We start from the raw sequence: 25365 nt of genomic DNA, 5'->3' as shown, positions 1-25365 counted from the left end.
AGAATCGTTCCAAAGGTATTAGCTGCGTGCTGCGACGCTTTCCATGGCTCTTTCCAGATCGTGAAGAAGGGTGCCTGCCATGGAACGGAACACGAGGATCAGGAATGCGTCCATCCCAATCCGCGTGAGCGAGCCATTCATATGCTGGATTTGCGTGCGGGCCGCGTGCCCGCGTTTGAATGTGGCAAGTGATACGTCCACCGGCGAGACGCACGCCAGAACATCCTCGACCTGCGCTCCGGACAGGTGCACGCATGTCCATGCGTCGGATTGATCGGTCAGCGCGGCATGTTGCGCCAATCCTGCGTCGGGCATTGGCCCGGCCAGCAGGAACATGTCGCGTCCGAACCATATCGCGCGCGCGCCGTCCTTACCTGTTGCGCGCAAGGGAGCGGGCATGGCTATGGCATGCGCGGATTTGAGGGCATCCCCAAGCGCTTCGGACTGACCCTTGTAAGGCGCGATCGAGGTGAGCACGCCAAGATCAACTTCGGCCAGCGTGACGGTGCCGATGGTCTTGTCCTCCAGTCCGTCCAGCGGAGATTTTGCGATCAACTCAGCCACGGATGCGTCCTCCTTCTGGATCAAAGAACACCGGATCGCACAGTTCCACCCGCGTCTGGATGCCGCGCAGGTGGTCCACCATGTTCAGCACCTCACCGTGACGCGTCAGGCCGTCCTGCACGAACCCAAGCCCAAGAAAATGCCCGAAGGTCGGCGAAAACGCGACCGAGGTCACGTATCCCTGATCGTGGGCGCGCACAGGTTCCTCACCATCCAAATAGATATGCGCGCCAGCCGTCAGTTGCTTGACCGGGCCAACAGGTTTCATGCCGACCAGTCGTTCACGCCCTGCGGCAAGGAACCCGGGCCGCTGGGCCATCGTCTTGCCGATGAAATCCTTCTTCTGGCTCAGCATCCGACCCATCCCAATATCCTGCGCGCTGATACGCCCATGAATTTCAGCGTGGGTGATGAACCCCTTTTCGATGCGCATGACATTGAGCGCCTCCATCCCGTAGGCCCCACCGCCTAGCGTTTCGGCGCGGGCCACAAGCAGGCGGAACAGCGCGTCGCCATAGCGGGACGGTACGGCGAGTTCATAGGCGTGCTCGCCCGAGAAAGAGATGCGGAACAACCGACCTTCCACACCCTGAAGAGTGACCGGGCCGCAGGCCATGAAGGGCCATGTGTCATTGTCGAGAGTTTGATCCAGCAAACCGCGCAGCAGTTCGCGCGCCTTGGGGCCCGCGACGGCGAATTGCGCCCATTGCTCGGTCACGGACATGATGCGCACATCCCATTCAGGGTGCAGGGCCTGGCTCACGAATTCCAGATGGCGCATGACCTGCCCGGCGGCCGCCGTGGTCGTTGTCATCACATAATGGTTTGGCCCCAGCCGCGCGGTGGTGCCGTCGTCCATAACAAACCCGTCCTCGCGCAGCATCAGGCCGTATCGCACGCGGTTCTCTTTCAGGGTCGAGAACATGTTGGTGTAGACAAAATCGAGCAGACGGGCTGCATCCGGCCCCTGAATGTCGATCTTGCCAAGGGTCGAGACATCGCAAATTCCCACAGCCTCACGGACATATCCGACCTCGCGGTCGCAGGATTGGCGCCACGTGGTTTCGCCCGAGATCGGGAAATATGAGGGGCGATACCAGAGACCCGCTGCAATCATCGGTGCACCGGCGGCGATGCTTGCGGCATGGCTGGTGGTTTTGCGCTCAGGCGCAAAGCCTGAACCTTGCGCCCCGGCCCCAAGGGCGGCGAGGGCAACAGGAGAATAGGGGGGACGGAACGTGGTTGTCCCGGTCTCCGGAATGCCCCGCCCGGTTGCGTCTGCCAAAAGGGCCAGCGCCGTGACGTTCGAATTCTTGCCCTGATCGGTGGCCATCCCTTGAGTGGTGTAGCGTTTCATATGCTCGACCGAGGTGAAGTTTTCGACCGCCGCCTGTTTCACGTCCTTGACGCTGACATCGTTCTGGAAGTCGAGCCACGCGCGCCCCTTGCCCGGCACGGCCCAGAGCGGTTCAATCGCAAAGTGCGTGTCATCCGCCATCGGCATCTCGACATCCGCAACTTTCATTTTCAGCGCTTCAAGGCTCGCCCTGGCCGCCGCAGCCCCTTGGGCAAGGCACGCGGCCGTCGAAAATGCGCCGTTGCAGGCGCCAGCGACTTCCATTCCCGGAATGGACCCCGGTGTGGGGACGAAACTTGCGATGTCCGCGTTCCATGTGGGCCGCCCGTTCATGTGGCATGTCACGTGCACCGTCGGGTTCCAGCCGCCCGACACGGCCAGACAGTCGGTCATGATGCTTTCGGTACTCGACCCTGTCTGCACTGTGATGGCCTCAAGCCGCTTGCGCCCGGAACTGCCCGACACCATGGCCCCCGCCATCACGCGGTAGTCACCCAGCGCTTTGGCATCCGCGCGGCTGTCGATCACGGCGGCCACATGCATCCCAGCCTCGATCATGTCCACTGCCGTGCGGTGGGCATCATCATTGTTGGCAAATACGGTCACTGCCTTGCCCGGTGCAACGCCCCATCGGTTGAGATAGGCGCGCACGGCCCCTGCCCCCATGATGCCGGGACGGTCGTTATTCTGAAACGCGATGTGGCGCTCAATTGCACCTGCGGCCAGCACAGACCGCTTCGTTACAATGCGCCAGAACGTCTCCTTCACCCCGCCCTTGGGCATATCGGCCACGTGATGACCCACCCGTTCCAGCGCACCATATGTACCGCCGTCATAGGCACCGGTCACTGTAGTGCGCAGCATCAGACGGACATTGTCCATCGCGGCCAATGACTTGATTGTCTGCGCAGCCCAATCCGACCCCGGCATGCCATCCACAGTCAGGGTTTCGGCGTTCAAGCGCCCGCCCATCATGCTGTCCTCATCTGCAAGGATCACCTGCGCGCCGGACTGTGCGGCAACAAGCGCGGCCATCAGACCCGCAGGGCCCGCCCCGATCACCAGCAGATCGCAGAACGCATAGGCCTTTTCATAATGATCCGCGTCTTTTTCCTCCCCAAGCGCCCCCAAACCTGCCGCACGGCGGATCGCAGGCTCGTACACCTTTTCCCAGAATGCGCGCGGCCACATGAAAGTCTTGTAGTAAAAACCCGCCCCCAGAAACGGGGCGGCAAGATCGTTGACGCTCAGCAGATCGAAACTCAGCGACGGCCAGGCGTTTTGTGGACGCGCCTCAAGACCCTCATAAAGTTCCTGCACGGTGGCGCGCACATTGGGATCGGTCGCTGGGCCGTAGCCGACTGTGACCAGCGCGTTGGGCTCTTCCGATCCGGCAGTCAGGATGCCGCGCGGACGGTGGTATTTGAACGACCGGCCCACCATGCGCACGTCATTGGCCAACAAGGCCGAGGCCAACGTGTCACCTGCAAAACCGCGATAGGTGTGACCGTCAAAACGGAAAGACAGCGACGTCGTGCGGTCGATCAGACCTTTGCCATCCACCCTCATCGCTTGATCCCCGTGACGCACTCGGCCTTGCCGACAGCATGGGTCACCGTGTTGCGCACAACCTTCAGCCATGCACCGCAGCCTGCGTCATGGCTCCACAACTCTTCCAGGTCGCCGGGCTGGTTGTCGCGCAAATGCAGATAGTCATCCCATGCAGCCTCGCCCGCATCCGGGTCAGGGCGCGACAGCATAACCGCTGCCCCCTGATAGTAGAACTCGCGCACATCTCGCTCGCCGCAAATCGGGCATGGCAACCGCATCAAAGGTCTCCTTGGGGGCACATCCCCTGCTTCATCTCGCCAAATAAACTCTCGCCGAAGGCTCCCGTCATCTCAGTGTTCCTTCAGTGCAGATTGTGTTGCGAACCGGTGGATTCTTCGTCCATGATCCCAGCCCCGGTGCGGAAGCGATCCAGACGGTGGCGCACAGTGGTCGGGTGTGGATTGTCCGTGGCCAACAGGTGCGCAAAGGTGTGGCCCGATGCAGGCGTCGCCTTGAACCCGCCATAACACCAACCGCAATTCACAAAGAGCCCGTCAATATCCGTGCGGTCCATGATGAAGGACCCATCGGGTGACATGTCCATGATCCCGCCCCAACTGCGCAGCATACGGGCCTTGCCGATTTGGGGCATCAGCGTCATCGCCGCTTCGGTCACATGTTCAACCAGCGGCAGGTTGCCGCGCGACGCATAGCTGGAATACATGTCCAGATCGCCACCAAAGACGAGGCCGCCCTTGTCCGATTGGCTGATATAAAAATGGCCCATGCCATAGGTCACCACATGATCAAGGCAGGGTTTGAGCCCTTCGGTCACAAAAGCCTGCAAGACGTGGGACTCGATCGGCAGGCGCATCCCGGCCAGCGCCGCAACCTGGCTTGATCGGCCCGCCGCAACCATCCCCACCTTCTTGGCCCGGATCGGGCCACGGGTGGTCTGCACGCCCTTGACCACGCCCCCTTCGACATCAATGCCCGTCACTTCGCATTGCTGGATCAGGTCCACACCCCGATCCGAGGCCGAACGCGCAAAGCCCCAGGCCACCGCGTCATGGCGCGCAGTGCCGCCGCGGCGATGATAAAGCCCGCCAAAGATCGGAAACCGGGTCTGATCGAAATCGATCATCGGCAGCAGCCTTTTCACGCCCTCAGGATCGAGCATCTCGGCATCATCGCCCTGCCCGACCATCATGTTGCCGCGCCGCACAAAGGCATCACGTTGCCCGTCCGAATGGACCAGATTGATGATCCCGCGTTGCGAGTGCATGACGTTGTAATTCAGGTCCTCTTCCAGACCCTCCCACAGTTTCAGCGAATGGGAATAGAATTCGGAGTTGCCGGGCAGCATGTAGTTGGCGCGCACGATTGTGGTGTTGCGCCCCAGATTGCCACCACCCAGATAGCCTTTTTCCAGCACGGCGACATTGGTCAGGCCATGCACTTTGGCAAGGTAATGCGCTGTGGCGAGGCCATGGCCACCGCCCCCGATCAGGATGATGTCATATTCGGCCTTGGGCTCCGGGCTGCGCCAGTGCGGGCCCCATCCCTTGTTCCCGGTCAGCCCTTCGGCCAAGACCTTCAGTCCTGAAAAGCGCATCGCGTACCCCTGCTTGTCACGGCTCTCACCATCACCATCTGGGCAGGTGTAGCAAGAGGGCAGAGTGACGCCCGCCCGCTTTTCGACATGCTTGGGTCTGTCCGCGACGGATTGTCAGGCGCGAACGTGTCCGCCGCTCATGCGTATGTGCTACGCAGGTCTCTGTGGAGGCGCTTGTGCAGGCAGCCCGCTGGACGTGCGCCCATGAAAAGTCCCGTCCCGCTCGCCTCACACTGGCGTGTTGCCATTGTCTGCGTTGATATGGTGCGCAGCTCGAACGGGACGCGGCGGCGTTTAAGCTGGTGGGCCGGGGACTGAAACTGTCGGAAGGCTATCCAACGCTATACAGCGTGAAAGGCAGCCAGCGGTATTTCGAAAGCACGCCTCAGTCCGGACTGCCTGAGGAAAAGGGCCGGACACTTGCCCGGCCCTGACCCGATCAGAGCCCCTTGGCGCGGTAACTGTCGGCGACTTTGCCGATGGCGACCAGATAGGCGGCGGTGCGCAAGTCATCCACATCGCCACGCTCATGCCAGACCGAGGCCATCGACTGGTAGGCCGTACGCATCGTGTCATCCAGACCCGAGCGCACCAGTTCCAGCTCACCCGCGCCGCGCAGGTATTTCTGTTTGAAGTTCGGGCTCAACTCCCAGCCGATGCCGCTGTCCGAGCTGAGACGCTCCAACTCGTCGATGATCAATTGGTGGCGCGCCTCTTCCTGACGGCGCTGCATCCGGCCAAAGCGGATGTGAGACAGGTTCTTGACCCATTCGAAGTAGGACACCGTCACGCCGCCCGCGTTGGCATACATATCGGGAATGATGACGGCCCCCCGCTTGCGCAGCACTTCGTCGGCACCAGCGGTCACAGGACCGTTCGCCGCCTCGATGATCAGGGGTGCCGTTACCCGTTCGGCATTCGAGAGGTTGATGACGCCTTCAAGGGCCGCGGGGATCAGGATGTCGCAGTCATGTTCCAGAACCGAGGCACCGTTTTCGACATGGGTCGCACCGGGATAGTTCGCAACCCCGCCGTGGCTCGCAATCCAGTTGCGGATGGCCTCGACGTCCAGACCATTCGGATCCGTCAGCGCCCCATCGCGCTCGATGATGCCGACGATCTTGCACCCGTCTTCTTCGCTCAGAAACTTGGCGGCGTGATAGCCCACGTTGCCAAGACCCTGCACGACAACCGTCTTGCCATCCAGCTTGCCGGACAGACCGGCCTTTTTCATGCCGTCCGTGTCGCGGAAGAATTCCTGCAATGCGTATTGCACGCCCCGGCCCGTCGCTTCGGTCCGGCCCTGAATGCCGCCAGCATTTGTCGGCTTGCCTGTGACGCAGGCCGTGCCGTTGATGTCGGTGGTGTTCATGCGCTTGTATTGATCTGCGATCCAGCTCATCTCGCGCTCGCCCGTGCCCATGTCGGGGGCGGGCACGTTCTGGGCCGGGTTGATCATGTCGCGCTTGATCAGCTCGTAAGCAAAGCGGCGGGTGATCAGTTCCAGCTCGTTTTCGTCATATTCACGCGGGTCGATGCAAAGCCCCCTTTGGACCCGCCAAACGGCGCCTCAACAAGAGCGCACTTGTAGGTCATCAGGGCCGCCAGCGCCTCGACCTCGTCCTGATTGACCCCTGTGGCATAGCGAATACCGCCCTTGACTGGTTCCATGTGTTCGGAATGGACGGACCGGTAGCCGGTGAACGTCTTGATCTCGCCGCGCAGGCGCACACCAAAGCGCACAGTATAGGTCGCGTTGCAGACCCGTATCTTCTCCTCAAGCCCCGGAGACAGGTTCATCAGCGCCACGGCGCGGTTGAACATGATGTCGACGCTCTGGCGAAAACTCGGCTCATTGGGGGTATTCATAGACGTGCTCCTTGTTCCGGCGTTTTGATGCGGCAACACCGATGTGACGCCAACCTATGACGGTTCCGCCTTAAACTGCCAACTTTTTGTGCAAAAAATGAAAACGGCCACGGCTCTGCCGCGAAAGAGCATTGAGGTTAACAATTCGTAAACAATGCCGCGCACGACCGGCGATTGGCTACAACCGCACTCAAAACATCACACAGCTTTCGTCGTTTTGCCCGAATTCGAACACATTCCGGGCGCACACCCAACGATGGATGAAAAGGCCAAATGGGCCGAAAACCAATAACAAGTAAGGTGTATCATGGGTATGAACACGACTTCGAAATTGACCACCAGGGCCGCTTTGAAAAGCAGTGCCTTGAGGTTTGCACGCGATGAAAGCGGCACGATGACCATGTTCGCCGTCATGATGCTGATGATGATGCTGCTTGTGGGCGGCATCGGTGTCGACCTGATGCGCAACGAAATGGAACGCACCCGAGTGCAGGCCACGATCGACCGTGCCGTGCTGGCCGCGGCTGACCTGGATCAGACGCTGGACCCCACCGCGGTTGTGAACGATTATTTCGCCAAGGCGGGGATGGCAAACTATCTCACATCCGTCACCGTCGACGAGGGTCTGAACTATCGCACCGTGACCGCGAAGGCCCGGACAACCACACGCACGCAGTTCATGCGCCTGATGGGTGTTGACGAACTGGCAGTGCCCGCACGCGGCACAGCCGAAGAGCGGATTTCAAATGTCGAAATCTCGATGGTTCTCGACATCTCCGGTTCCATGGGTCGCAACAGCAAGATGGCGAACCTGCAGGACGCGGCCAAGACATTCGTGGACACTGTGATCCGCGAAGAAACCGAAGACCTGATTTCGCTGTCGCTGATTCCCTATACAGCGCAAGTGAACGCCGGTTTCCCGATCTTTGACGAACTGAATGTCGATCACGTTCATGACTTCTCGTACTGCATCGACTTCGAGCAGGAAGACTTTGATTCTACCACGCTCGATTTCGGCAAGACCTATGAACAGATGCAGCACTTTGAATCCGGTTGGGACTATTCCCGTCCGATCGGCAATCCCGGCTGCCCGCAGCAGGATTTCGAAGAGATCCTCGCCTACAGCCAGGATGCCAACAACCTCAAGGCGCGCATCGACCAGTATCGTGCACGCGCCAACACGTCGATCCATCTGGGCATGAAATGGGGCGTGGCCTTGCTTGACCCAAGCTTCAAGCCGATCACGCAGGCCCTGTCGCTGGAAAATCGCATTGACTCGGCATTTGCCACCCGTCCTGCCGCCTATGACGATGCGGAAACGCTGAAAACCCTCATCCTGATGACAGATGGTGAGAACGTTCCAACGGTCCGCATCCAGGATTGGTACTACGCCCAGCCGAGCCATTATGTGCACTGGTCGCGCTATCCCCTGTACTGGTACCTCAACAACTATGTCGGAGGCAGCTGGAACAACTGGCGCTATACCAAATACACGTCCGGTCAAGCTGACGACATGCTGGAAAACATCTGCGACGCCGCCAAGGACCAAGGCATCGTGGTGTGGTCCGTCGGCTTCGAAGTGACCAACCACTCTGCCGGTGTGATGGAAAACTGCGCCTCGTCGCCAAGCCACTTCTTCCGGGTGGAAGGTGTTGAAATCAGCGAAGCGTTCGAAGCCATCGCAAACCAAATCAACCAACTGAGGCTGACACAATGATCCGCAACGCCACCAAATTCCTGCGCCGTTTCGGGCGCAAGGAAGACGGGCAGATGATGGTCGAATTCGCCCTCGCCGTGCCCTTGATCTTCACCCTCTTTCTGACTTCGGTCGAGATGGGCATCTACGCTCTGCGCCAGAACTTTCTGGATCGGGGGCTGGACATGGCCGTGCGCAACGTGCGTCTGAACACCGGTGCCAACTACACGCACAACGACATCAAGCAGATGGTCTGTGACTTCTCGGGCTTCCTGAACGATTGCGACAGTGCGTTGAAGCTGGAAATGAACCCGATCAATCCGCGCGCTTTCAGCGGCTTTAGCGGATCGGCCGACTGCGCCGACGTGTCCATGCCGGTCACGCCCTCGCGGTCCTTTGTTCATGGCGGCGAACACCAGCTGATGTTGCTGCGCGCCTGCTACATGTTCGAACCCGTCTTCCCGACCACAGGGCTTGGATACGCATTCACCAAGGACGGCTCGGGCCGGGCCAAGATGGTCTCGCTGTCCGGGTTTGTACAGGAGCCAGGATAATGATCAGCATTCGTAACTATTTGCGCGGGTTTCGCGACGAAGAACGGGGCAGCATCGCTGTCGAGACAGTTCTCATCCTGCCAGTGCTGTTCTGGGGATACCTGTCGATGTTCGCGATCTTTGACGCGTATCGTCAGCACTCGATCAACCAGAAGGCCGCCTACACCATCGGCGACATCATCTCGCGAGAGACGAACCCGCTTGATATGGCCTACCTGACGGGCACACGCGAAATGCTTGCCTATCTGACGGCCAACGACACGTACGACGTCGCCGTCCGCGTCACCAGCGTGACCTATGACGAGGACAACGACGAATACGTGAAGTACTGGTCCGAGAAGAAAGGCTGGATGCCCAAGCTGAGCAACGAGGCGATCCAGGCCCTGCGGGATGATCTGCCTGTCATGCCTGACAATGAAACGGTTATCGTGGTCGAAACGTTCGTGAAATATGACCCACCGTTCAACACGGGTCTGCAGACGCGCGAAATCCACAACTTCGTGTTCACGCGGCCACGGTATGCGCCGCAGGTTCTTTGGAACGAACCGACGACCTACTGATCAGTCGATATCGCGTTCGGCCAGTATGGTTGCGATAATTTCGGCCATGAACTTCGCCTGATGTGCCGGTGTCATTCCCCCGACGCCGACCCGCGAACCCAAAGACCACCAAAGCCCGGGGCGCCACGCCCTGGGCTTTTTGTTATCGAGCCGCAAAAGAAAACCGTTCGATGGCTTGAACGCGAACATGCCCCGATCAAGGCCGGTAACTTCATCCATCCGCGCCAGCACGAACCCGTCGGTGTCGCGCAATTCGGTGCGGGTGAGTTCCAGCGTCACCGCCGTCGCCCGCCGCATCAGTTCGGCGATCCAGATCGACACCCCGCCAAGCCCGAACAGGAACAGTTGCCAGCCGAGTTCAGGGGGCTGCACGATACCCACATAGATCACCATCAGCGACAGGATCCACAGTGACCCGATCCCAAGAATGCGCCGCCCGGGCGAGGCGGTGATGGTCGCAAGGACCTTGTTAGGGTCGTGTTCGTTCAGCATCGCCCGCACCTAGCCCGGCCTTGGCCCGCTCACAAGCCCTGTCAGCGACGGACGATGACTTCGGCGCCCGCCTCTTCCGGTTCATCGTCGACCATTTCGGCAGGGAATCCGGGCGCAGTGACATCAAGACCCGTCGCCTCTTCGAGCCGTTTGATGATGTTGGGCGACAGCTCGCGCGGACCAAACCGCGCGATGCCGTCTTGAAAAATGCTGATCAGCAACGGGTTCAGTTCCAGCGGAACGCCCGCCCGGTCGGCCACGTCCTGAAACAAGCCGATGTCCTTGGCCACAAGGTCCATGGTGAACGATATGTCACGACTGCCGTTCAGAATCACCTGCCCTTCTGTCTCGTGCACGAAAGATGTGCCCGAACTAATCGCCATCGCCTCGTAAGCGACGCCCAGATCCATACCCGCCCCTTTGGCCACGGTCAGCGCTTCGGCGACGCTGACCAGATTGGCCGTCGCCAGAAAGTTGGTCAGCACCTTGAGCACAGATGCGCTGCCCAGATCGCCCGTGTGCAGCACACGCCGCCCCATGGTGGTCAGCAGCGGCAAGATGCGCTCAAACGTGGGGCGGTCGCAGCCTGCGAAAATCGCGATGTTGCCGGTGTCGGCGCGGTGACATCCCCCGGATACGGGGCAGTCGACCGCCGCCCCGCCCGCTGCGATGACCTGTGCTGCGATACGCTTGACCTCGGCCTCGTCCGTCGTCGACATCTCCATCCAGATTTTGCCGGGCCCGATATGGGGCAGCATTTCGTCCATGACGGCGGCAGATGCCGCGGGACTGGGCAGGCAGGTGATGACGGCATCGCAGGTTTGCATCAGATGCGCCGGGCTTTGGCCATCGGTTGCGCCTGCCGCAACCTTGGCGGCCACAAAATCGGCGTTCAAGTCATGCACCGCCACGTCATGCCCATTGCGCAGCAAACTGCCCGACAATTTGCCGCCGACGTTGCCAAGCCCGATAAATCCGATTTTCATGATGGAAGTCCTATGTGCTGTTCACCCGAAAAAGAGCGGCCCAAACGCGTCTGTCCGTTCTGTTTGCGACACGTGCGACGGGTTACGGGCGGGGTGTGAATTTTTCCAAGCCTAAGCGGTGCAATTGTTCGAAAATCAGCGCCATTTCGCAAAAGTTCTCGTGATACGCGATCGTAGTATTGGCTGAATCAACACGACGCTCGCGCATCTGAAGTAAGATCTTTTGCGACCAGTTGCGCCATTGCAGATTTTCCATCCACATCAGCTGTCCGCGTCGTCCTTTTTCAGATTAAGCAGGGACATCGCGCTTTTGCCCAAAGGAATGCCGGCAAATGGTCCGCCGTGGCAGTAGTGCGACGGGTTCTGGGGATCAAGCGGTTCTGCCTTGGCATAAATCTCTTCTGCGAACTGTTCTGCGTTGTCGCGCGGGCGGTATCCCAGATGCCGCGCCCCGGAATTGTCGACAGGCGCGCGGTCGTTGTCCGAGATGCCGTAGATGATGGAAAAGCCGGTGATCGGCGTTTCGATGGATCGTTTGACCAGCAGGATCATGTCGTCATAGCTGAGCCAACTGCCAACGGCGCGCGGATTGGTGACAGGCGCGCAGGAGTAGATACGCAGGCAAACGGATTCCAGCCCGCGTTTTTCCCAGTACATGCGCCCGAGGTCTTCGGCAAAGCACTTGGCGAGGCCATAGAACGTGTCGGGTCGGTGGGGCACATCGATGCCGATGGCCTCGTTCTTGGGATACATCCCCACAGCGTGAATGGAGGATGCATAGACGACCCGGCGCACGCCATGGCGATGTGAAGCCTCCCACACATTGTAGGCCCCGATGAAGTTGGGGCCGAGCAGTTCCTCGAACGGGGCTTCGTCCACCACCGCGCCAAAGTGGATCACCATATCGGCCCCTTCCAGCAGCGGCTCGACCGCGTTCATGTCGGCGATGTCGGCCTTTACGTACGTCTCGTTCGCGCCAAGGTCGTCGATGCTGTCCACGATGTCAGTCGAAACCAGTTCATCGCACATCGCAGCCAATGGCGCGCGAAGCCGTGACCCCAGGCTGCCTGCAGCCCCTGTGAGTACCAGTTTTTTCATGTGTCCGCTCCTGCCTAAATCACTGCTTTTTCAAGGATCGGGCGGTCTTGCACAACCCGGTCATAATGGAAGGGCGTCAGGTCCAGCGTCCGGTACGCCCCATAGGTCAACCATTCGGCGGTGCCGCGCCCCATCGCCGGGGATTGTTGCAGTCCATGCCCGGAAAAGCCGTTGAGAAAGATGAAATTGCCGACCTCGGGGTGCGGCCCAGTGATCGCGTTATGATCAAGCGTGTTCATCGCATAGTGTCCGGCCCATTCGCTGGTCACTTTGATCGCCTCAAAGGCGGGGATACGGGTGGCAAGGATCGGCCAGACGTGGTTTTCAAACAAGCTGTGGTCCATGGCGAAATCGTCATAGTCCACAGCCGGGTCGACATCTGCGTGCCCGCCACATTGATACGTGCCACCGCCGTTTTCGCGCACATGCACGCCCGACGGGTCGATGGTCAGCGGCAGATCGCGGTCGAGCGGCTGTTCTGCTGAAAACACCCAGGAATAGCGTTTGCGCGGCTCGACCGGCACGTCGAGGCCCGCCATTTTCGCCGTGCGTGCCGCGCGCGGCCCAGAGGCATTGACGACATGCCCGCAGGCGATGACCTCTCCGCTCGCGAGGGTCACACTGTCGATACGCGCACCGGTGCGGGTCATGGCAACCACTTCGTTCTGGACATATTCGACACCGCGCTCGCGCGACTGCCGCCGCCACCAGTCAAAAACAGCAGCGCCGTCCCAATACCCCTCGTCCACCGTATTGATCGAACCAAGGACAATGTCGCCGACATTATAGAAAGGATAAGCTGCCTTGATCTCATCCACGCTCATCAATTGCGTGGCCGTTCCGGCCGCACGTTGCACAGCCGCATTGCCGCGCAACACATCTGCAAAGGTTTCGGTGTCAGCCAGATACATATAGCCAAAGTTGCGAATGCTCAGCTCCGGCACGCGTGTGTCCCCGCCCATGTGACTCCGCAGGTTCTTGACGAAATCGGCCGCAAACTGGCTGATGCGCACGTTCAGCTCGGTTGAAAACTGTTGGCGCATGCAGCTGTTGGTGTGGGCGGTCGAGCAGTTGGCATAGGTCATGTCCCGCTCGATCACGAGGACAGAGCCGTCAAAGTCGGGATTATCCATCAGAAACCACGCGGTTGAGGCCCCCATGATCGCCCCGCCGACGATGACAACGTCATAGCTGGTCTGTGTCGGCTTTGCTGATTGCGCAACCATAATCGTCCTTTCGCGACACCCCTTGGCGGTTCCGCGCACCTTGAGCGCAAATCGCGAACTGCGCCAGACAGGATTTTTGCAGCCGCCCAATTTTCGGGCACTGCGCCCGGATGCGCATCGACGCTGGAAAGGTGCAGGCGCAATCGGGACGCGGGGGCATACGGCACATTGGCATCCCGGTCTCTCTCGCAGACCCATAGGCGTGGCCAATGACATGAAGATAGCAGTTGTCGAACCCGACGCAGACCGCGCACGAGAGATCATCGACGCCCTGACCGAAGATGGATGGAACGATGTTGTCGTTCTGGGCGACGTCATCGGCCTGGCGCGTAAGCTTGCGGCGCTGAACCCCGATCTTGTCCTGATCGACCTGGCGAACCCCAGCCGGGATGCGCTTGAGCAGATCAGTGCCGCCTCGAACGCCCAAAGCCGTCCCGTGGCCATGTTCGTCGATCACTCGGACGACGAGATGACCCAAGCCGCCGTGACCGCTGGCCTGTCTGCCTATGTCGTGGGCGAGTTGCAGCCCGAGCGGATCAGACCCGTTCTGAAAACGGCCATCGCGCGTTTCAAAATGATGAGCCAGATGCGGCTGGAGTTGGAGGCCGCGAAACAGGCGCTTGCCGATCGCAAGACCGTGGACCGCGCCAAGGGCATGATCATGCGCGCCCGTGGCATCAGCGAGGAAGAGGCCTATGCGCTGCTGCGCAAGACGGCGATGTCGCAGAACCGCAAGGTGATTGACGTGGCACAGGCTTTGTTGACCGCCTCGGATCTGCTGTTATGAGCACAGCGCGCCTCAATTGCGGCTATGTTCCACTGGTGGACAGCGCGCCGCTGATCGTGGCGCAAGAGTTGCGCTTTGCCGCGGACGAAGGGATCGCGTTGAACCTGTTGCCGCAGCCATCCTGGGCGGCATTGCGCGATTTGCTCGCACTCGGTCACCTCGATGTGGCCCATATGCTGTCCCCCATGCCCACAGCGATGTCGCTGGGGCTGAGCGGCCCGCCTGCACAGATCGATGCGCTGATGGTGCTGTCTGCGAATGGCACGGTGATCGGGGTATCGTCCATGATGGCTGATGCGATGCGGGCGAAGGGTTGGCACAGTGGCTTTGACGATCCCGCGGAAACTCTTGGGCCTATGCTTGGCGCGCTCAACCGCCCCTTGCGGGTTGGTGTGCCCTTTCCGTTTTCGATGCATCGTCTGCTGTTTGAATACTGGATCAGGCACGCGGGTGCCGCGACGGATATCCAGATCATCACCACGCCCCCGCCCTTAATGGCCGACGCCGTCACTGCCGGAGAGTTGGACGTTTTCTGCGTCGGTGAACCCTGGGGGTCGGTCGCGGTGGGGGCTGGGGTCGGTGAATTGATTCTGCCCGGCGTCGCCATCTGGGCGCAGGCCCCGGAAAAGGTACTGGCCGCGCGGCGCACGTGGATCGACGACAATACAAAATCCGTTGGCAGCCTGATGCGGGCGGTGTCGCGCGCCGCGCACTGGCTTGATCAGCCCGACAACCGCGTGCTGGCTATCGAAATCCTCGCCCGCAGCGCACATCTGAACCTGCCCGTGGCTGCAGTGGAACACGCTTTGACAGGACGGTTTGCCACGCGGCATGACGGGCCGCCGGTGCACGTGCCCGATTTTGTCCGCTTTCATGACCGTGCGACGAACTTTCCATGGCGCAGTCAGGCGGCATGGATCGGCGAGCAAATCAGTCAGCTGACCGGCATCGACCGTGCCCACGCCATCCGCGTGGCCCAAGACACGATGCGCCCCGATCTCGTACCGCACGCATCTTGGGCCGATGGGGGTGGATATGCCGGGGGCCTCGGCCAAAGTCGAAGGCGCCCTGGCCCATGCGACCGCAGTTGCATCCACAAAAGGGCAAATGATTCTTGGGCCGGATGCTTTTTTTGACGGCAGAACCTACGATTTCGCACAGGCAACCTGATCAAAAAAGTGGCATTCGCTGCATCGCAGCATAAAACCGCAGTGAATCGCCAAAAGAGTATTGTCGGACCAACAGACCCCGCGCTAGCGTGATGGTAACGAAGCACAGATGCTTCCCATCGCCTCCACAGTCGGGGGCTCTTCTCAAGAGCAAAGTCGCTCGTCCCGGGTCACGCGTTCCTCCTCCCTCGCGTCCGGTACGGGCGGCTTTTTTTTGTTGTCGAAAGGACATTCTGCATGACACGACTCTTTGCCGCTGTTGGAACCGTTGCTGCCCTGATGGGATCGGTTTCACATGCCGAACTGCTGGATCTTGAAAAGGACGAACTCACGTTCGGATTCATCAAGCTCACGGATATGGCCCCGCTCGCCATCGCTTACGAGAATGGCTACTTCGAAGACGAAGGCCTGTTCGTCACGCTTGAAGCGCAGGCCAACTGGAAAGTGCTGCTGGATGGCGTGATCGACGGACAACTGGACGGCGCGCACATGCTGGCCGGTCAACCCTTGGCCGCAACCATCGGATACGGCACCGAGGCCCATATCATCACGCCCTTTTCCATGGACCTGAATGGCAATGGCATCACCGTGTCCAATGAAATCTGGGACGCGATGAAGCCCCATGTGCCATTGATGGATGACGGTCGCCCACAGCACCCGATCAGCGCCGAAGCCCTTGCGCCCGTCGTTGAGGATTACAAGGATCAGGGCCTACCGTTCAACATGGGCATGGTGTTTCCGGTCTCGACCCACAACTACGAAATTCGCTACTGGCTGGCTGCTGGTGGGCTGGAACCGGGCTTTTACAGCCCTGAGGACGTGTCGGGTCAGATCGGCGCCGATGTGCTGTTGAGCGTCACTCCACCCCCACAGATGCCGGCCACAATGGAGGCAGGCACCATATATGGATACGCCGTGGGTGAGCCGTGGAACCAGCAGGCGGTGTTCAAAGGCATCGGCGTGCCGGTCATAACCGACTACGACATGTGGAAGAACAACCCCGAAAAAGTGTTCGGCCTGAACGCAGACTTTGCCGAGGAAAACCCCAACACCACGCTGGCCATTACCAAGGCCCTGATCCGTGCGGCCATCTGGCTGGATGAAAACGACAACGCCAACCGCGAGGAAGCGGTCGAAATCCTCAGCCGCTCGGAATATGTGGGCGCGGATTACGAAGTCATTGCCAATTCAATGACCGGGTTCTTTGAGTTCGAAAAGGGGGACCGCCGCCCGGCCCCCGATTTCAACGTCTTCTTTCGCTACAACGCGACCTACCCGTTCTATTCAGACGCGATCTGGTACCTGACGCAGATGCGCCGCTGGGGGCAGATTGCCGAGGCTAAAACGGATCAGTGGTATTTCGACACAGCCGCCGAAGTCTACAAACCCGCCATCTATCTCGAAGCCGCGCGCATGCTGGTGGATGAGGGTCTAGCGGACGCAGCGGACTTTCCTTGGGACAGCGACGGGTTCAAGGCTGCGACGCCAGCCGAGGATATCATCGACGGCATTCCCTATGATGGCCGCACGCCCAATGCCTACCTCGACAGCCTGCCAATCGGGTTGAAGGGGGAGCAGAAGGTCGTTGGCAATCAGGTCGAAGGGTAAGCCCGAGGGCGGACCGGGGCGGTCACTGCACCTGCCCCGGTCCGCTGCAACGCAGCGCCAGTCGTTTAACACCTACAGACACCAAGCCGGGAGAGACCTGACATGACCGCCATCGACCCATCCGAGCTGCAGGACGAGGCGCGCGAAGCCCGCCGCCAACGCCTGTTCACCCGGATCAACACGGCTGACAAATGGTTTCAGGTTCTGGGCTTTGCCTGGCTGACTCCGGTTCTGAAAGCCGCCGCCGGGGACAACCCGCGCGCCCAAGGCAAGGAGATCTGGCGTTTGCTCGGCGTTCCGCTTCTGGCCATCCTCCTGTTTTTGGCCGCATGGTCTGCACTGGCACCCAAAGTCCAGACCTCGTTAGGGGCCATTCCCGGACCGGCGCAGGTCTGGGAACAGGTCGGCAACCTCAACGACGATGCCGTCCGCGAGCGTGAGAAAGAAGCGGCCTTTTACATCCGGCAGGACGAGCGCAATGCCAAGCTGATCGCGGACGGGCGCGAAGACCGTGTCCGCGAGCGGGTCTATACCGGCAAACCGACATATTACGACCAGATCTGGACGTCGATCCAAACCGTATTTTTTGGCTTTTTGCTGGCGTCGGTCATCGCCATTCCACTGGGCATCGCTGCGGGCCTCAGCCCGTTGGTGAGTGCGGCGATCAACCCATTGATCCAGATATTCAAACCCGTCTCGCCGCTTGCTTGGTTGCCGATTGTGACCATGGTCGTGTCCGCCACCTATGCCTCAGACGGCTGGTTTGCCAAATCCTTTCTCACCTCGGCCATCACGGTCACGCTGTGCTCTCTCTGGCCGACGCTGATCAACACGACGCTGGGGGTTGCGAGTATCGACAAGGACCTCGTCAGTGTGTCGAAAGTGCTGAAGATGAACACATGGACCAAGGTGACCAAGCTGGTCCTGCCCTCGGCCCTGCCACTGATCTTCACCGGGCTGCGCCTGTCCCTTGGCGTGGGCTGGATGGTGCTGATTGCCGCCGAGATGCTGGCGCAAAACCCCGGTCTTGGCAAATTCGTCTGGGATGAGTTCCAGAACGGGTCCTCGCAATCGCTCGCCAAGATCATGGTGGCCGTGTTCACCATCGGCATCATCGGCTTTCTGCTGGATCGGCTGATGTACGCGATCCAGTCCATGTTCACCTTTACGAACAATCGGTGAGTGCAATGTCAGTGATTGAGTTCAAACATGTTTCGAAATCCTACGGCTCTGGCATTCATCGCACCGACGTATTGAAGGACATCAGCCTTGAGGTGCAAGACGGGGAGTTTCTGGTCCTTCTCGGCTTTTCCGGGTCGGGCAAGACCACACTGATCAATCTGATGGCGGGTCTGGATGCACCCACCAGTGGTACGGTTAACTTCAAGGGTGCGCCGATCACCGGCCCCGGCCCCGAGCGCGGCGTGATTTTTCAAAGCTATTCGCTGATGCCCTGGCTCACGGTGAACGGAAATGTGCGTCTGGCGGTTGATACGATCCATAAGCGTCTGTCCAAAGCAGAGCGTGCCGCCAAGGTCGACCACTACGTGAACATGGTTGGGCTGAGCCACGCGGCGATGCGCCGTCCCGCGGAATTGTCGGGCGGTATGCGCCAGCGGGTGAATGTCGCGCGCGCCTTGGCGATGAACCCTGAGATTTTGCTGCTGGACGAACCCTTGTCCGCGCTCGATGCCCTGACCCGTGCCAATCTTGCGGACGAGATCGAGCATATCTGGGAAGCTGACAAGAAGACCTGCGTGCTGATCACCAATGACGTGGACGAGGCGATCATTCTGGCCGACCGCATCATCGCGCTGAACCCGGACGGCAGCTTGGGTGAAGAGTTCAAAGTATCCATCCCGCGCCCCCGCGACCGGATTGAGATGAATCACAACGAAACGTTCAAGCGGTTGCGCGCGGACGTGACAAAGTACCTGATGGATGTCGGGATCGAAGCCAAGATCGAAGGCACACGCCAGTTGCCGGACGTGACCCCGATCCACGGTGTGCCCTCGGCCGTTGCCGACGCCCAGAAGGGCCTGATCGAGAACCGGTTTCTGGATTTCTCGCAGCTGCACAAGGTTTATCCCACCCCCAAGGGCCCGCTCACCGTGGTTGAGGATTTCGACCTCAAGATCAATCGTGGTGAGTTCATTTCGCTGATTGGCCATTCGGGATGCGGCAAGTCCACGGTGCTGACGATGGCCGCCGGGCTGAACGAGATTTCTCAAGGTGCGATCAAGCTGGATGGCCGTCACGTCGAAGGTGCTGATCCCGAACGCGCTGTAGTGTTTCAGTCGCCCAACTTGTTTCCGTGGCTGTCGGCGAAAGAGAATGTCGCGATCGGGGTGGACAAGGTCTATCCAAATGCGAGCCGGATCGAGCGGCAGGAGGTGGTGGAGTACTATCTTGAGCGTGTCGGTCTGGCGGATGCGATGGACAAGCAGTCGGATAGCCTCTCCAACGGGATGAAACAGCGCGTCGGCATCGCCCGCGCCTTTGCCCTATCGCCGAAACTGCTGCTGCTGGATGAGCCCTTTGGCATGCTCGACAGCCTTACCCGCTGGGAATTGCAGGAGGTGCTGATGGAGGTGTGGTCCCGCACCAAGGTCACCGCCATTTGCGTCACCCACGACGTGGACGAGGCGATCTTGCTCGCCGACCGCGTGGTGATGATGACCAACGGGCCGCAAGCGACCATCGGCAAGATCGTCGACGTCGACCTGCCCCGTCCCCGCACCCGCAAGGCGCTGCTGGAGCATCCCGATTACTATGCCTACCGACAGGATGTTCTTGATTTCCTTGAGGAATACGAACACGGCAATGCGCCCAAACCGAAACCCACAGCGATTGCAGCGGAGTGACAGACATGACTCAGAACATCATGGTCATCGGGGCCGGCATGGCCACGGGTCGCGCGCTGGAGCATCTGTTTGAGGCAGGGGCGGATGTGAACGTCACCCTGTTCAACGCCGAGCCGCGGGGGAATTACAACCGCATCATGCTGTCGCCAGTGCTTGCGGGCGACAAGAACTACGAAGAGATCGTGACCCACGATGCCGATTGGTATGCCGCCAATGGGGTGACTTGCCGGTTTGGTGAACGCGTGGCGTCGATTGATCGTGCGGCCAAGACTGTGACAGCCCAGAACGGCGATGTGCTGCCTTATGACAAGCTGATCCTTGGCACCGGGTCGAACCCGTTCATGATCCCGCTGCCCGGCCACGATCTGGAGGGCGTCATCGCCTATCGCGATCTCGAAGACACCGAGCGGATGATGGCGCTGGGTGCGGGCAACAAGGTGGTTGTGATTGGCGGCGGTTTGCTGGGTCTTGAGGCTGCCGCAGGTATGGCCGCCCGCGGAGTGGACGTGACCGTTGTGCACATCATGGGCCACCTGATGGAGCGGCAACTGGACGAGGCGGCGGGCTATCTGCTGCGCAAAGCCTTGGTCGACAAGGGCATCACCGTGATGTGTCAGGCGAACTCCGGGGAGATCCTTGGCGCTGATGGGCATGTGAGCGCGCTGCTGCTGGACGATGGTACCGAACTGCCCTGTGATCTGCTGGTGATGGCCGTGGGCATCCGCCCCAACGTGGCGCTGGCGGCTGAGGCGGGCCTCGCCGTGGGGCGCGGCATACATGTGGATGATCAGATGGTGACCTCGGATGCCGACATTCTAGCCGTGGGCGAATGTGTGGAACATGACGGCGCGATCTTTGGCCTTGTGGCCCCGCTTTATGATCAGGCGAAAGTCGCCGCACAGACCATTCTGGGCGAGGACGCCGCCTTTGTTCAGAAAGAGCTGAGCACCAAGCTGAAGGTGACCGGGTGCGATCTGTTCTCCGCCGGGGATTTCGCTGATGGCGAGGGGCGCGAGGACATCGTGTTTCGCGATCCCGGGCGCGGGGTCTACCGCCGTCTGGTGATCGAGAACAATGTGGTGATCGGTACGGTGATGTATGGTGATACCGCCAACAGCAATTGGTTCTTTGGCCTGATCCGCGAGCGTACTGACATTTCAGAGATGCGCGAAACATTGATATTCGGCCCTGCCTATCAGGGAGGTGCCCCCCTGGACCCGTTAGCGGCCGTTGCAGCCTTACCGCGTGATGCGGAAATCTGTGGCTGTAACGGCATTTGCAAAGGCATGATCGTGGACGCGATCGAAGGGGGCGCGAGTGATTTGGGGGCCGTTCGGTCGGTGACCAAGGCGTCGGGGTCCTGCGGGACCTGCACGGGGTTGGTCGAACAGGTGCTGGCGGTTACATTGGGCGATGAATTTGTCATGCCGTCGGCCCAACCGATCTGCGGATGCTGCGATCTGTCCCACGAGGACGTGCGGCGGATGATCAAGTCTCAGGAATTGAAATCCATGGCCGCGGTCTGGCAGGAATGCGCGTGGAAGACGGTTGATGGGTGTCATGTGTGTCGCCCGGCGCTGAACTATTACCTGATTGCTGACTGGCCGCTGGACTATCTGGACGATCCGCAAAGCCGCTTCATCAACGAACGCAAGCATGCAAACATTCAGAAAGACGGTACTTTTTCCGTTGTGCCGCGCATGTGGGGTGGCATCACGACCCCGGACGAGCTGCGCGCCATCGCCGATGCGGCGGACAAGTTCGCCGTGCCGACCGTCAAAGTAACCGGCGGGCAGCGCATCGATTTACTCGGCGTAAAAGGCGAGGATTTGCCCGCCATCTGGGCCGATCTGAACGCGGCGGGCATGGTGTCAGGGCACGCTTATTCCAAGGGTTTGCGCACGGTGAAGACGTGTGTTGGCACGGATCACTGTCGCTTTGGCACACAGGATTCAACCGGCCTTGGTATCAAGCTGGAAAAAGCGCTGTGGGGGGCGTGGACGCCGCACAAGCTGAAGCTGGGCGTGTCTGGTTGTCCGCGCAATTGTGCAGAAGCGACGTGCAAGGACATTGGCGTGGTCTGTGTCGACAGCGGTTATCAGATCGGGATCGGCGGAGCCGCGGGCATGGATGTGCGTGAGGTCGAGCGGTTGATCGACGTCGAAACTGAAGAAGAAACCATCGCCGTGATCAAGGCGATGAGCCAGCTTTATCGTGAGAACGCCAAGTACCTCGACCGTATCTACAAATGGATGAACAAAGTGGGGCTGGAGTGGATACGTGAGCGTATTGCCGACCCTGAAGAGAGAGCGGCCTTGGTCGCGCGGTTCGATCTGTCCCAGACTGTCTATCAGAAAGACCCGTGGGCGGAGCACGCGCTGAAAAAGGCCGAAAGCTATCAACCCATTGCCAATCTGACGCTGGAGGCCGCCGAATGAGCGACTGGATCGACATTGCCGCTGTGTCTGACATTCCTGTGCGCGGTGCACGTGTTGTCAAATCGCGTGCAGGCTGCGTGGCCATTTTTCGCACGGCCTCCAACACGGTGCACGCACTCGATAACGTCTGCCCGCACAAAGCCGGGCCGTTGGCGGAGGGGATTGTGCATGGCACCGCTGTTACTTGCCCCTTGCACAACTGGGTGATTTCACTGGAAACCGGCATGGTGCAAGGCCCGGATGAAGGGCAGGTCACGACCTACCCCGCCCGCGTTGTTGACGGCCGTATCCTGCTGGATGCCACCCGCCTACGCGCCGGACGCGCGGCATGAGCACCTGCACCACCTGTCCGTACTGTGGCGTAGGGTGCGGAGTGATTGCTTCGGCGGACGGCACGATAAAAGGCGATCCGGATCACCCTGCGAACTATGGCCGGCTGTGTTCCAAAGGTGCGGCACTTGGCGAAACAATTGATCTGGACGGCCGTTTGCTGGCCCCGCGCATCGGCGGGCAGAACGCCGAATGGGACAGTGCGATAAACCTTGTCGCGCATCGATTCACGGACGCAATCCGCGATTACGGGCCAGACAGCGTGGCCTTTTACGTTTCGGGCCAGTTACTGACCGAAGACTACTATGTCGCCAACAAGTTGATGAAGGGCTTCATTGGTTCAGCCAATATCGATACGAATTCAAGGCTTTGCATGGCGTCGTCGGTGGCCGGGCACAAGCGTGCTTTTGGCACGGACACAGTGCCCGGCACCTATGAAGATCTGGAAGAGGCGGACCTGATCGTACTTGTGGGGTCGAACCTCGCCTGGTGCCATCCTGTTCTGCACCAACGCATTGCCGCGGCCAAAGCTGCGCGCCCCGGGATGCGTGTCGTGAACATCGACCCACGTCGAACGGCGACAACTGAACTCGCTGATCTGCATCTGCAAATCGCGCCGGACGGGGACATTGCGGTGTTCAACGGGCTGCTGGCGCATCTGGCGGCAGAGGGGCATATCGACACTGCTTATGTCGACGCTCACGTGGGCGGTTTCAGCGCGGCGGTCGCGGCGGCTGAGTGCTCCGATCCGCGCAACAGCGGTTTGAGCACAGAGATCTTGCGGCAGTTTTATGACCTTTGGGCAGGGACTGAAAAGGTTGTCACTGTCTATTCCCAAGGCGTGAACCAATCTGCCTGTGGCACCGACAAGGTGAACGCCATTCTCAACTGCCACCTTGCCACAGGCCGCATCGGGCGGCCTGGTATGGGTCCCTTTTCGATTACAGGACAACCCAACGCCATGGGTGGACGCGAGGTCGGTGGACTGGCGAATATGCTGGCCAATCACCTCGATATCGAAAATGCGGACCACCGCGCGACCGTGCAGGGTTTCTGGGGCAGTCCCACCCTCTGCACCAAGCCGGGGCTAAAGGCCGTCGATCTGTTTCAGGCCTGCGCGGATGGTAAGATCCAGGCGCTGTGGATCATGTCGACCAATCCAGCGGCCAGCATGCCCGACGCCGCTGGTGTCGCCCAAGCCATTGCAAATGTGCCGTTTTCCGTCGTGTCCGACATCATGGCGCGCACAGATACGGGCGATCTCGCGGATGTACTGCTGCCCGCCGCAGGGTGGGGTGAAAAGGACGGCACAGTTACCAACTCCGAACGGCGGATTTCACGCCAGCGCGCCTTTTTGCCAGTGCCGGGGCAAGCCCGTCCGGATTGGCGGATCATCTGCGATGTTGCGCGCGCGATGGGGCACGCTACCGCGTTTGACTATGACAGCCCGGCGGCAATCTTTCGCGAATACGCGGCACTCTCAGTGGCCGCGCAGTCCTTTGGCCGCGACTTTGACATTAGCGGTCTGACAGACCTCACAGATGAGGGCTATGCCCACATGAACCCCGTGCAATGGCCTGTGCCTGCCAGGCAAAAAGGCCGCGCGCGTTTCTTTGCAGACGGGGCATTCTATCACCCTGATGGACGCGCACGTATGGTTCCTGTCGCTGCTCCCATGGCGCAGGTCACCGCTGGGTTTCACCTCAACACCGGTCGCATCCGGGATCAGTGGCACACAATGACGCGCACGGGCAAATCGGCCCGGCTGGGTGCGCACATGGCCGAGCCTTATGTCGAAATTCACCCGCAAGACGCCAAAACCTTGGGTCTTGGCCCCGCAGAACTGGTGGAAGTGACGGCTGGCGGTGAACGCAGCATTTTGCGTGCCCTGCCGACGGACCGTGTGGCCAAGGGCGCACTGTTTGCACCCATGCACTGGACGCGACAACGCAGCGCCGCAGGCCCGGTGAACAGCGTAGTGCGCGTGCAGGTCGATCCGGTGTCCGGGCAACCGGCACTGAAATCGGGGCGTGTGTCTGCCAAACGGTTTGACGCTGCTTGGTATGGCTTTGTCGCCGCGACCGATCCATTGCAACAGTTTGGCGCCTACTGCGCCATTGCGCGCACTGCAACCGGCTGGCAGGCGGAATTGGCGGACAAACAACCACCTGCTGATGCACGCGCGGCGTTCAATGTCCTGACATCAATCCATGGTGGCGATATCAGCGAGATGCGGGATGACGGCGCGGGCCTTGTGCGCCTCGCACTTCGGGTCGATGGGATCTTGCGGGCCGTCATGTTTTCCGCCCCACGCCCGGTCGCAGTGTCCCGACCCCATGCCGTTGCGCTGATTGGCACACGCGCGCCGATGCTGGACGCATTGTCGGGCCGTGCCAGTGCCTCTGCTCCCGATCCCGGTGCAACCGTCTGTGCCTGCATGGGCGTCGGGTTGAATGATCTGCGTCGCGCAGTGGCGGCGGGGGCTGACAGTGTGGATGCCCTTGGTGCTGCGACGGGCGCTGGCACCAATTGCGGTGCGTGCCGCCCGGACCTTGCCGGTCTGCTGCCGCCGCCAACCGACGCCATTGCCGCCGAATGATC

20 protein-coding genes and 1 pseudogene are annotated in these 25365 nt (G+C 60.3%); 11 read left to right on the top strand and 10 right to left on the bottom strand.

Annotation, left to right across the window (positions count from 1 at the left end):
• Positions 1-18: 18 nt before the first annotated feature.
• The 5 genes and pseudogenes from ACERZ8_RS10085 to ACERZ8_RS10065 form a co-directional block, all read right to left on the bottom strand.
• Positions 19-564 carry a sarcosine oxidase subunit gamma gene (locus ACERZ8_RS10085; protein WP_407592075.1) on the bottom strand — a complete coding sequence of 182 codons (546 nt, stop codon included), beginning with the start codon at positions 562-564 and terminating at the stop codon, positions 19-21.
• Positions 557-3490 (bottom strand): sarcosine oxidase subunit alpha family protein, encoded by a 2934-nt coding sequence (locus tag ACERZ8_RS10080; protein WP_407592074.1) that lies wholly within the window; start codon positions 3488-3490, stop codon positions 557-559. The genes ACERZ8_RS10085 and ACERZ8_RS10080 overlap by 8 nt, the downstream gene beginning before the upstream one ends.
• On the bottom strand, positions 3487-3750 hold the full coding sequence (locus ACERZ8_RS10075) for a sarcosine oxidase subunit delta (RefSeq protein ID WP_407592073.1): 264 nt from the start codon (positions 3748-3750) through the stop codon (positions 3487-3489). Before ACERZ8_RS10075 ends, ACERZ8_RS10080 begins: the two co-directional genes overlap by 4 nt.
• Positions 3751-3833: 83 nt before the next feature.
• Entirely contained in the window at positions 3834-5087 is a 1254-nt protein-coding gene (locus ACERZ8_RS10070) for a sarcosine oxidase subunit beta family protein (RefSeq protein WP_407592072.1), read from the bottom strand.
• 439 nt (positions 5088-5526) lie between these two features.
• Positions 5527-6956, bottom strand: a pseudogene (locus ACERZ8_RS10065) (Glu/Leu/Phe/Val family dehydrogenase).
• 364 nt (positions 6957-7320) lie between these two features.
• Between ACERZ8_RS10065 and ACERZ8_RS10060 the strand changes: the two are divergent.
• Genes ACERZ8_RS10060 through ACERZ8_RS10050 form a run of 3 tightly spaced genes read left to right on the top strand, consistent with a single transcriptional unit; the run spans position 7321 to position 9766 of the window.
• Entirely contained in the window at positions 7321-8673 is a 1353-nt protein-coding gene (locus tag ACERZ8_RS10060) for a TadE/TadG family type IV pilus assembly protein (RefSeq protein ID WP_407592071.1), read from the top strand.
• Positions 8670-9206 carry a TadE/TadG family type IV pilus assembly protein gene (locus ACERZ8_RS10055; RefSeq protein WP_407592070.1) on the top strand — a complete coding sequence of 179 codons (537 nt, stop codon included), beginning with the start codon at positions 8670-8672 and terminating at the stop codon, positions 9204-9206. The genes ACERZ8_RS10060 and ACERZ8_RS10055 overlap by 4 nt, the downstream gene beginning before the upstream one ends.
• Positions 9206-9766, top strand: a complete 561-nt coding sequence (locus ACERZ8_RS10050; RefSeq protein WP_407592069.1) for a TadE/TadG family type IV pilus assembly protein — start codon at positions 9206-9208, stop codon at positions 9764-9766. Before ACERZ8_RS10055 ends, ACERZ8_RS10050 begins: the two co-directional genes overlap by 1 nt.
• Here ACERZ8_RS10050 and ACERZ8_RS10045 read toward each other — a convergent pair whose 3' ends face one another.
• The 5 genes from ACERZ8_RS10045 to ACERZ8_RS10025 form a co-directional block, all read right to left on the bottom strand.
• Complete coding sequence (locus ACERZ8_RS10045; RefSeq protein WP_407592068.1) at positions 9767-10258, bottom strand: hypothetical protein; 492 nt, start codon at positions 10256-10258, stop codon at positions 9767-9769.
• A 41-nt stretch (positions 10259-10299) separates the two neighbouring features.
• Positions 10300-11244 (bottom strand): NAD(P)-dependent oxidoreductase, encoded by a 945-nt coding sequence (locus ACERZ8_RS10040; RefSeq protein ID WP_407592067.1) that lies wholly within the window; start codon positions 11242-11244, stop codon positions 10300-10302.
• An 82-nt stretch (positions 11245-11326) separates the two neighbouring features.
• Positions 11327-11500 (bottom strand): hypothetical protein, encoded by a 174-nt coding sequence (locus tag ACERZ8_RS10035; RefSeq protein WP_407592066.1) that lies wholly within the window; start codon positions 11498-11500, stop codon positions 11327-11329.
• A 5-nt stretch (positions 11501-11505) separates the two neighbouring features.
• The gene (locus tag ACERZ8_RS10030; protein WP_407592065.1) at positions 11506-12342 is read right to left on the bottom strand and encodes an NAD-dependent epimerase/dehydratase family protein; all 837 of its coding nucleotides are present in this window, start codon (positions 12340-12342) and stop codon (positions 11506-11508) included.
• Between the two features lie 14 nt (positions 12343-12356).
• Positions 12357-13568 (bottom strand): NAD(P)/FAD-dependent oxidoreductase, encoded by a 1212-nt coding sequence (locus tag ACERZ8_RS10025; RefSeq protein ID WP_407592064.1) that lies wholly within the window; start codon positions 13566-13568, stop codon positions 12357-12359.
• A gap of 214 nt (positions 13569-13782) precedes the next feature.
• Here ACERZ8_RS10025 and ACERZ8_RS10020 point away from each other — a divergent pair, with 214 nt between their 5' ends.
• The 8 genes from ACERZ8_RS10020 (at position 13783) to ACERZ8_RS09985 (ending at position 25363) form a co-directional block, all read left to right on the top strand.
• A complete protein-coding gene (locus ACERZ8_RS10020) occupies positions 13783-14355 on the top strand; it encodes an ANTAR domain-containing response regulator (RefSeq protein ID WP_407592063.1) in 573 nt (190 codons plus the stop codon).
• On the top strand, positions 14352-15491 hold the full coding sequence (locus ACERZ8_RS10015) for a CmpA/NrtA family ABC transporter substrate-binding protein (RefSeq protein WP_407592062.1): 1140 nt from the start codon (positions 14352-14354) through the stop codon (positions 15489-15491). The genes ACERZ8_RS10020 and ACERZ8_RS10015 overlap by 4 nt, the downstream gene beginning before the upstream one ends.
• Before the next feature lie 312 nt (positions 15492-15803).
• Positions 15804-17132, top strand: a complete 1329-nt coding sequence (locus ACERZ8_RS10010; RefSeq protein WP_407594229.1) for a CmpA/NrtA family ABC transporter substrate-binding protein — start codon at positions 15804-15806, stop codon at positions 17130-17132.
• A 102-nt stretch (positions 17133-17234) separates the two neighbouring features.
• Positions 17235-18314 (top strand): ABC transporter permease, encoded by a 1080-nt coding sequence (locus ACERZ8_RS10005; RefSeq protein ID WP_407592061.1) that lies wholly within the window; start codon positions 17235-17237, stop codon positions 18312-18314.
• A gap of 5 nt (positions 18315-18319) precedes the next feature.
• Positions 18320-19996, top strand: a complete 1677-nt coding sequence (locus tag ACERZ8_RS10000) for an ABC transporter ATP-binding protein (RefSeq protein ID WP_407592060.1) — start codon at positions 18320-18322, stop codon at positions 19994-19996.
• Between the two features lie 5 nt (positions 19997-20001).
• Positions 20002-22434: a nitrite reductase large subunit NirB gene (nirB, locus tag ACERZ8_RS09995; RefSeq protein WP_407592059.1), complete on the top strand. Its 2433-nt coding sequence runs from the start codon at positions 20002-20004 to the stop codon at positions 22432-22434.
• A complete protein-coding gene (gene nirD / locus ACERZ8_RS09990; RefSeq protein ID WP_407592058.1) occupies positions 22431-22766 on the top strand; it encodes a nitrite reductase small subunit NirD in 336 nt (111 codons plus the stop codon). The genes nirB and nirD overlap by 4 nt, the downstream gene beginning before the upstream one ends.
• Positions 22763-25363: a nitrate reductase gene (locus ACERZ8_RS09985; protein WP_407592057.1), complete on the top strand. Its 2601-nt coding sequence runs from the start codon at positions 22763-22765 to the stop codon at positions 25361-25363. The genes nirD and ACERZ8_RS09985 overlap by 4 nt, the downstream gene beginning before the upstream one ends.
• The last annotated feature ends 2 nt before the right edge of the window (positions 25364-25365 follow it).

The sequence above is a fragment of the Tateyamaria armeniaca genome (genome assembly GCF_045797845.1).
In the GTDB taxonomy this organism is placed as follows: Bacteria; Pseudomonadota; Alphaproteobacteria; order Rhodobacterales; family Rhodobacteraceae; genus Tateyamaria; species Tateyamaria armeniaca.
This window is presented reverse-complemented; position numbering and strand designations above follow the sequence as displayed.

What these genes read in the sequence shown, in the direction of transcription:
- ACERZ8_RS09985 (WP_407592057.1), top strand. Translation starts at nt 22,763, where the DNA reads ATGAGCACCTGCACCACCTGTCCGTACTGTGGCGTAGGGTGCGGAGTG.
- nirB (WP_407592059.1), top strand. Translation starts at nt 20,002, where the DNA reads ATGACTCAGAACATCATGGTCATCGGGGCCGGCATGGCCACGGGTCGC.
- ACERZ8_RS10040 (WP_407592067.1), bottom strand. Translation starts at nt 11,244, where the DNA reads ATGAAAATCGGATTTATCGGGCTTGGCAACGTCGGCGGCAAATTGTCG.
- nirD (WP_407592058.1), top strand. Translation starts at nt 22,431, where the DNA reads ATGAGCGACTGGATCGACATTGCCGCTGTGTCTGACATTCCTGTGCGC.
- ACERZ8_RS10080 (WP_407592074.1), bottom strand. Translation starts at nt 3,490, where the DNA reads ATGAGGGTGGATGGCAAAGGTCTGATCGACCGCACGACGTCGCTGTCT.
- ACERZ8_RS10070 (WP_407592072.1), bottom strand. Translation starts at nt 5,087, where the DNA reads ATGCGCTTTTCAGGACTGAAGGTCTTGGCCGAAGGGCTGACCGGGAAC.
- ACERZ8_RS10030 (WP_407592065.1), bottom strand. Translation starts at nt 12,342, where the DNA reads ATGAAAAAACTGGTACTCACAGGGGCTGCAGGCAGCCTGGGGTCACGG.
- ACERZ8_RS10050 (WP_407592069.1), top strand. Translation starts at nt 9,206, where the DNA reads ATGATCAGCATTCGTAACTATTTGCGCGGGTTTCGCGACGAAGAACGG.
- ACERZ8_RS10025 (WP_407592064.1), bottom strand. Translation starts at nt 13,568, where the DNA reads ATGGTTGCGCAATCAGCAAAGCCGACACAGACCAGCTATGACGTTGTC.
- ACERZ8_RS10045 (WP_407592068.1), bottom strand. Translation starts at nt 10,258, where the DNA reads ATGCTGAACGAACACGACCCTAACAAGGTCCTTGCGACCATCACCGCC.
- ACERZ8_RS10000 (WP_407592060.1), top strand. Translation starts at nt 18,320, where the DNA reads ATGTCAGTGATTGAGTTCAAACATGTTTCGAAATCCTACGGCTCTGGC.
- ACERZ8_RS10035 (WP_407592066.1), bottom strand. Translation starts at nt 11,500, where the DNA reads ATGGAAAATCTGCAATGGCGCAACTGGTCGCAAAAGATCTTACTTCAG.
- ACERZ8_RS10010 (WP_407594229.1), top strand. Translation starts at nt 15,804, where the DNA reads ATGGGATCGGTTTCACATGCCGAACTGCTGGATCTTGAAAAGGACGAA.
- ACERZ8_RS10005 (WP_407592061.1), top strand. Translation starts at nt 17,235, where the DNA reads ATGACCGCCATCGACCCATCCGAGCTGCAGGACGAGGCGCGCGAAGCC.
- ACERZ8_RS10075 (WP_407592073.1), bottom strand. Translation starts at nt 3,750, where the DNA reads ATGCGGTTGCCATGCCCGATTTGCGGCGAGCGAGATGTGCGCGAGTTC.
- ACERZ8_RS10015 (WP_407592062.1), top strand. Translation starts at nt 14,352, where the DNA reads ATGAGCACAGCGCGCCTCAATTGCGGCTATGTTCCACTGGTGGACAGC.
- ACERZ8_RS10020 (WP_407592063.1), top strand. Translation starts at nt 13,783, where the DNA reads ATGAAGATAGCAGTTGTCGAACCCGACGCAGACCGCGCACGAGAGATC.
- ACERZ8_RS10055 (WP_407592070.1), top strand. Translation starts at nt 8,670, where the DNA reads ATGATCCGCAACGCCACCAAATTCCTGCGCCGTTTCGGGCGCAAGGAA.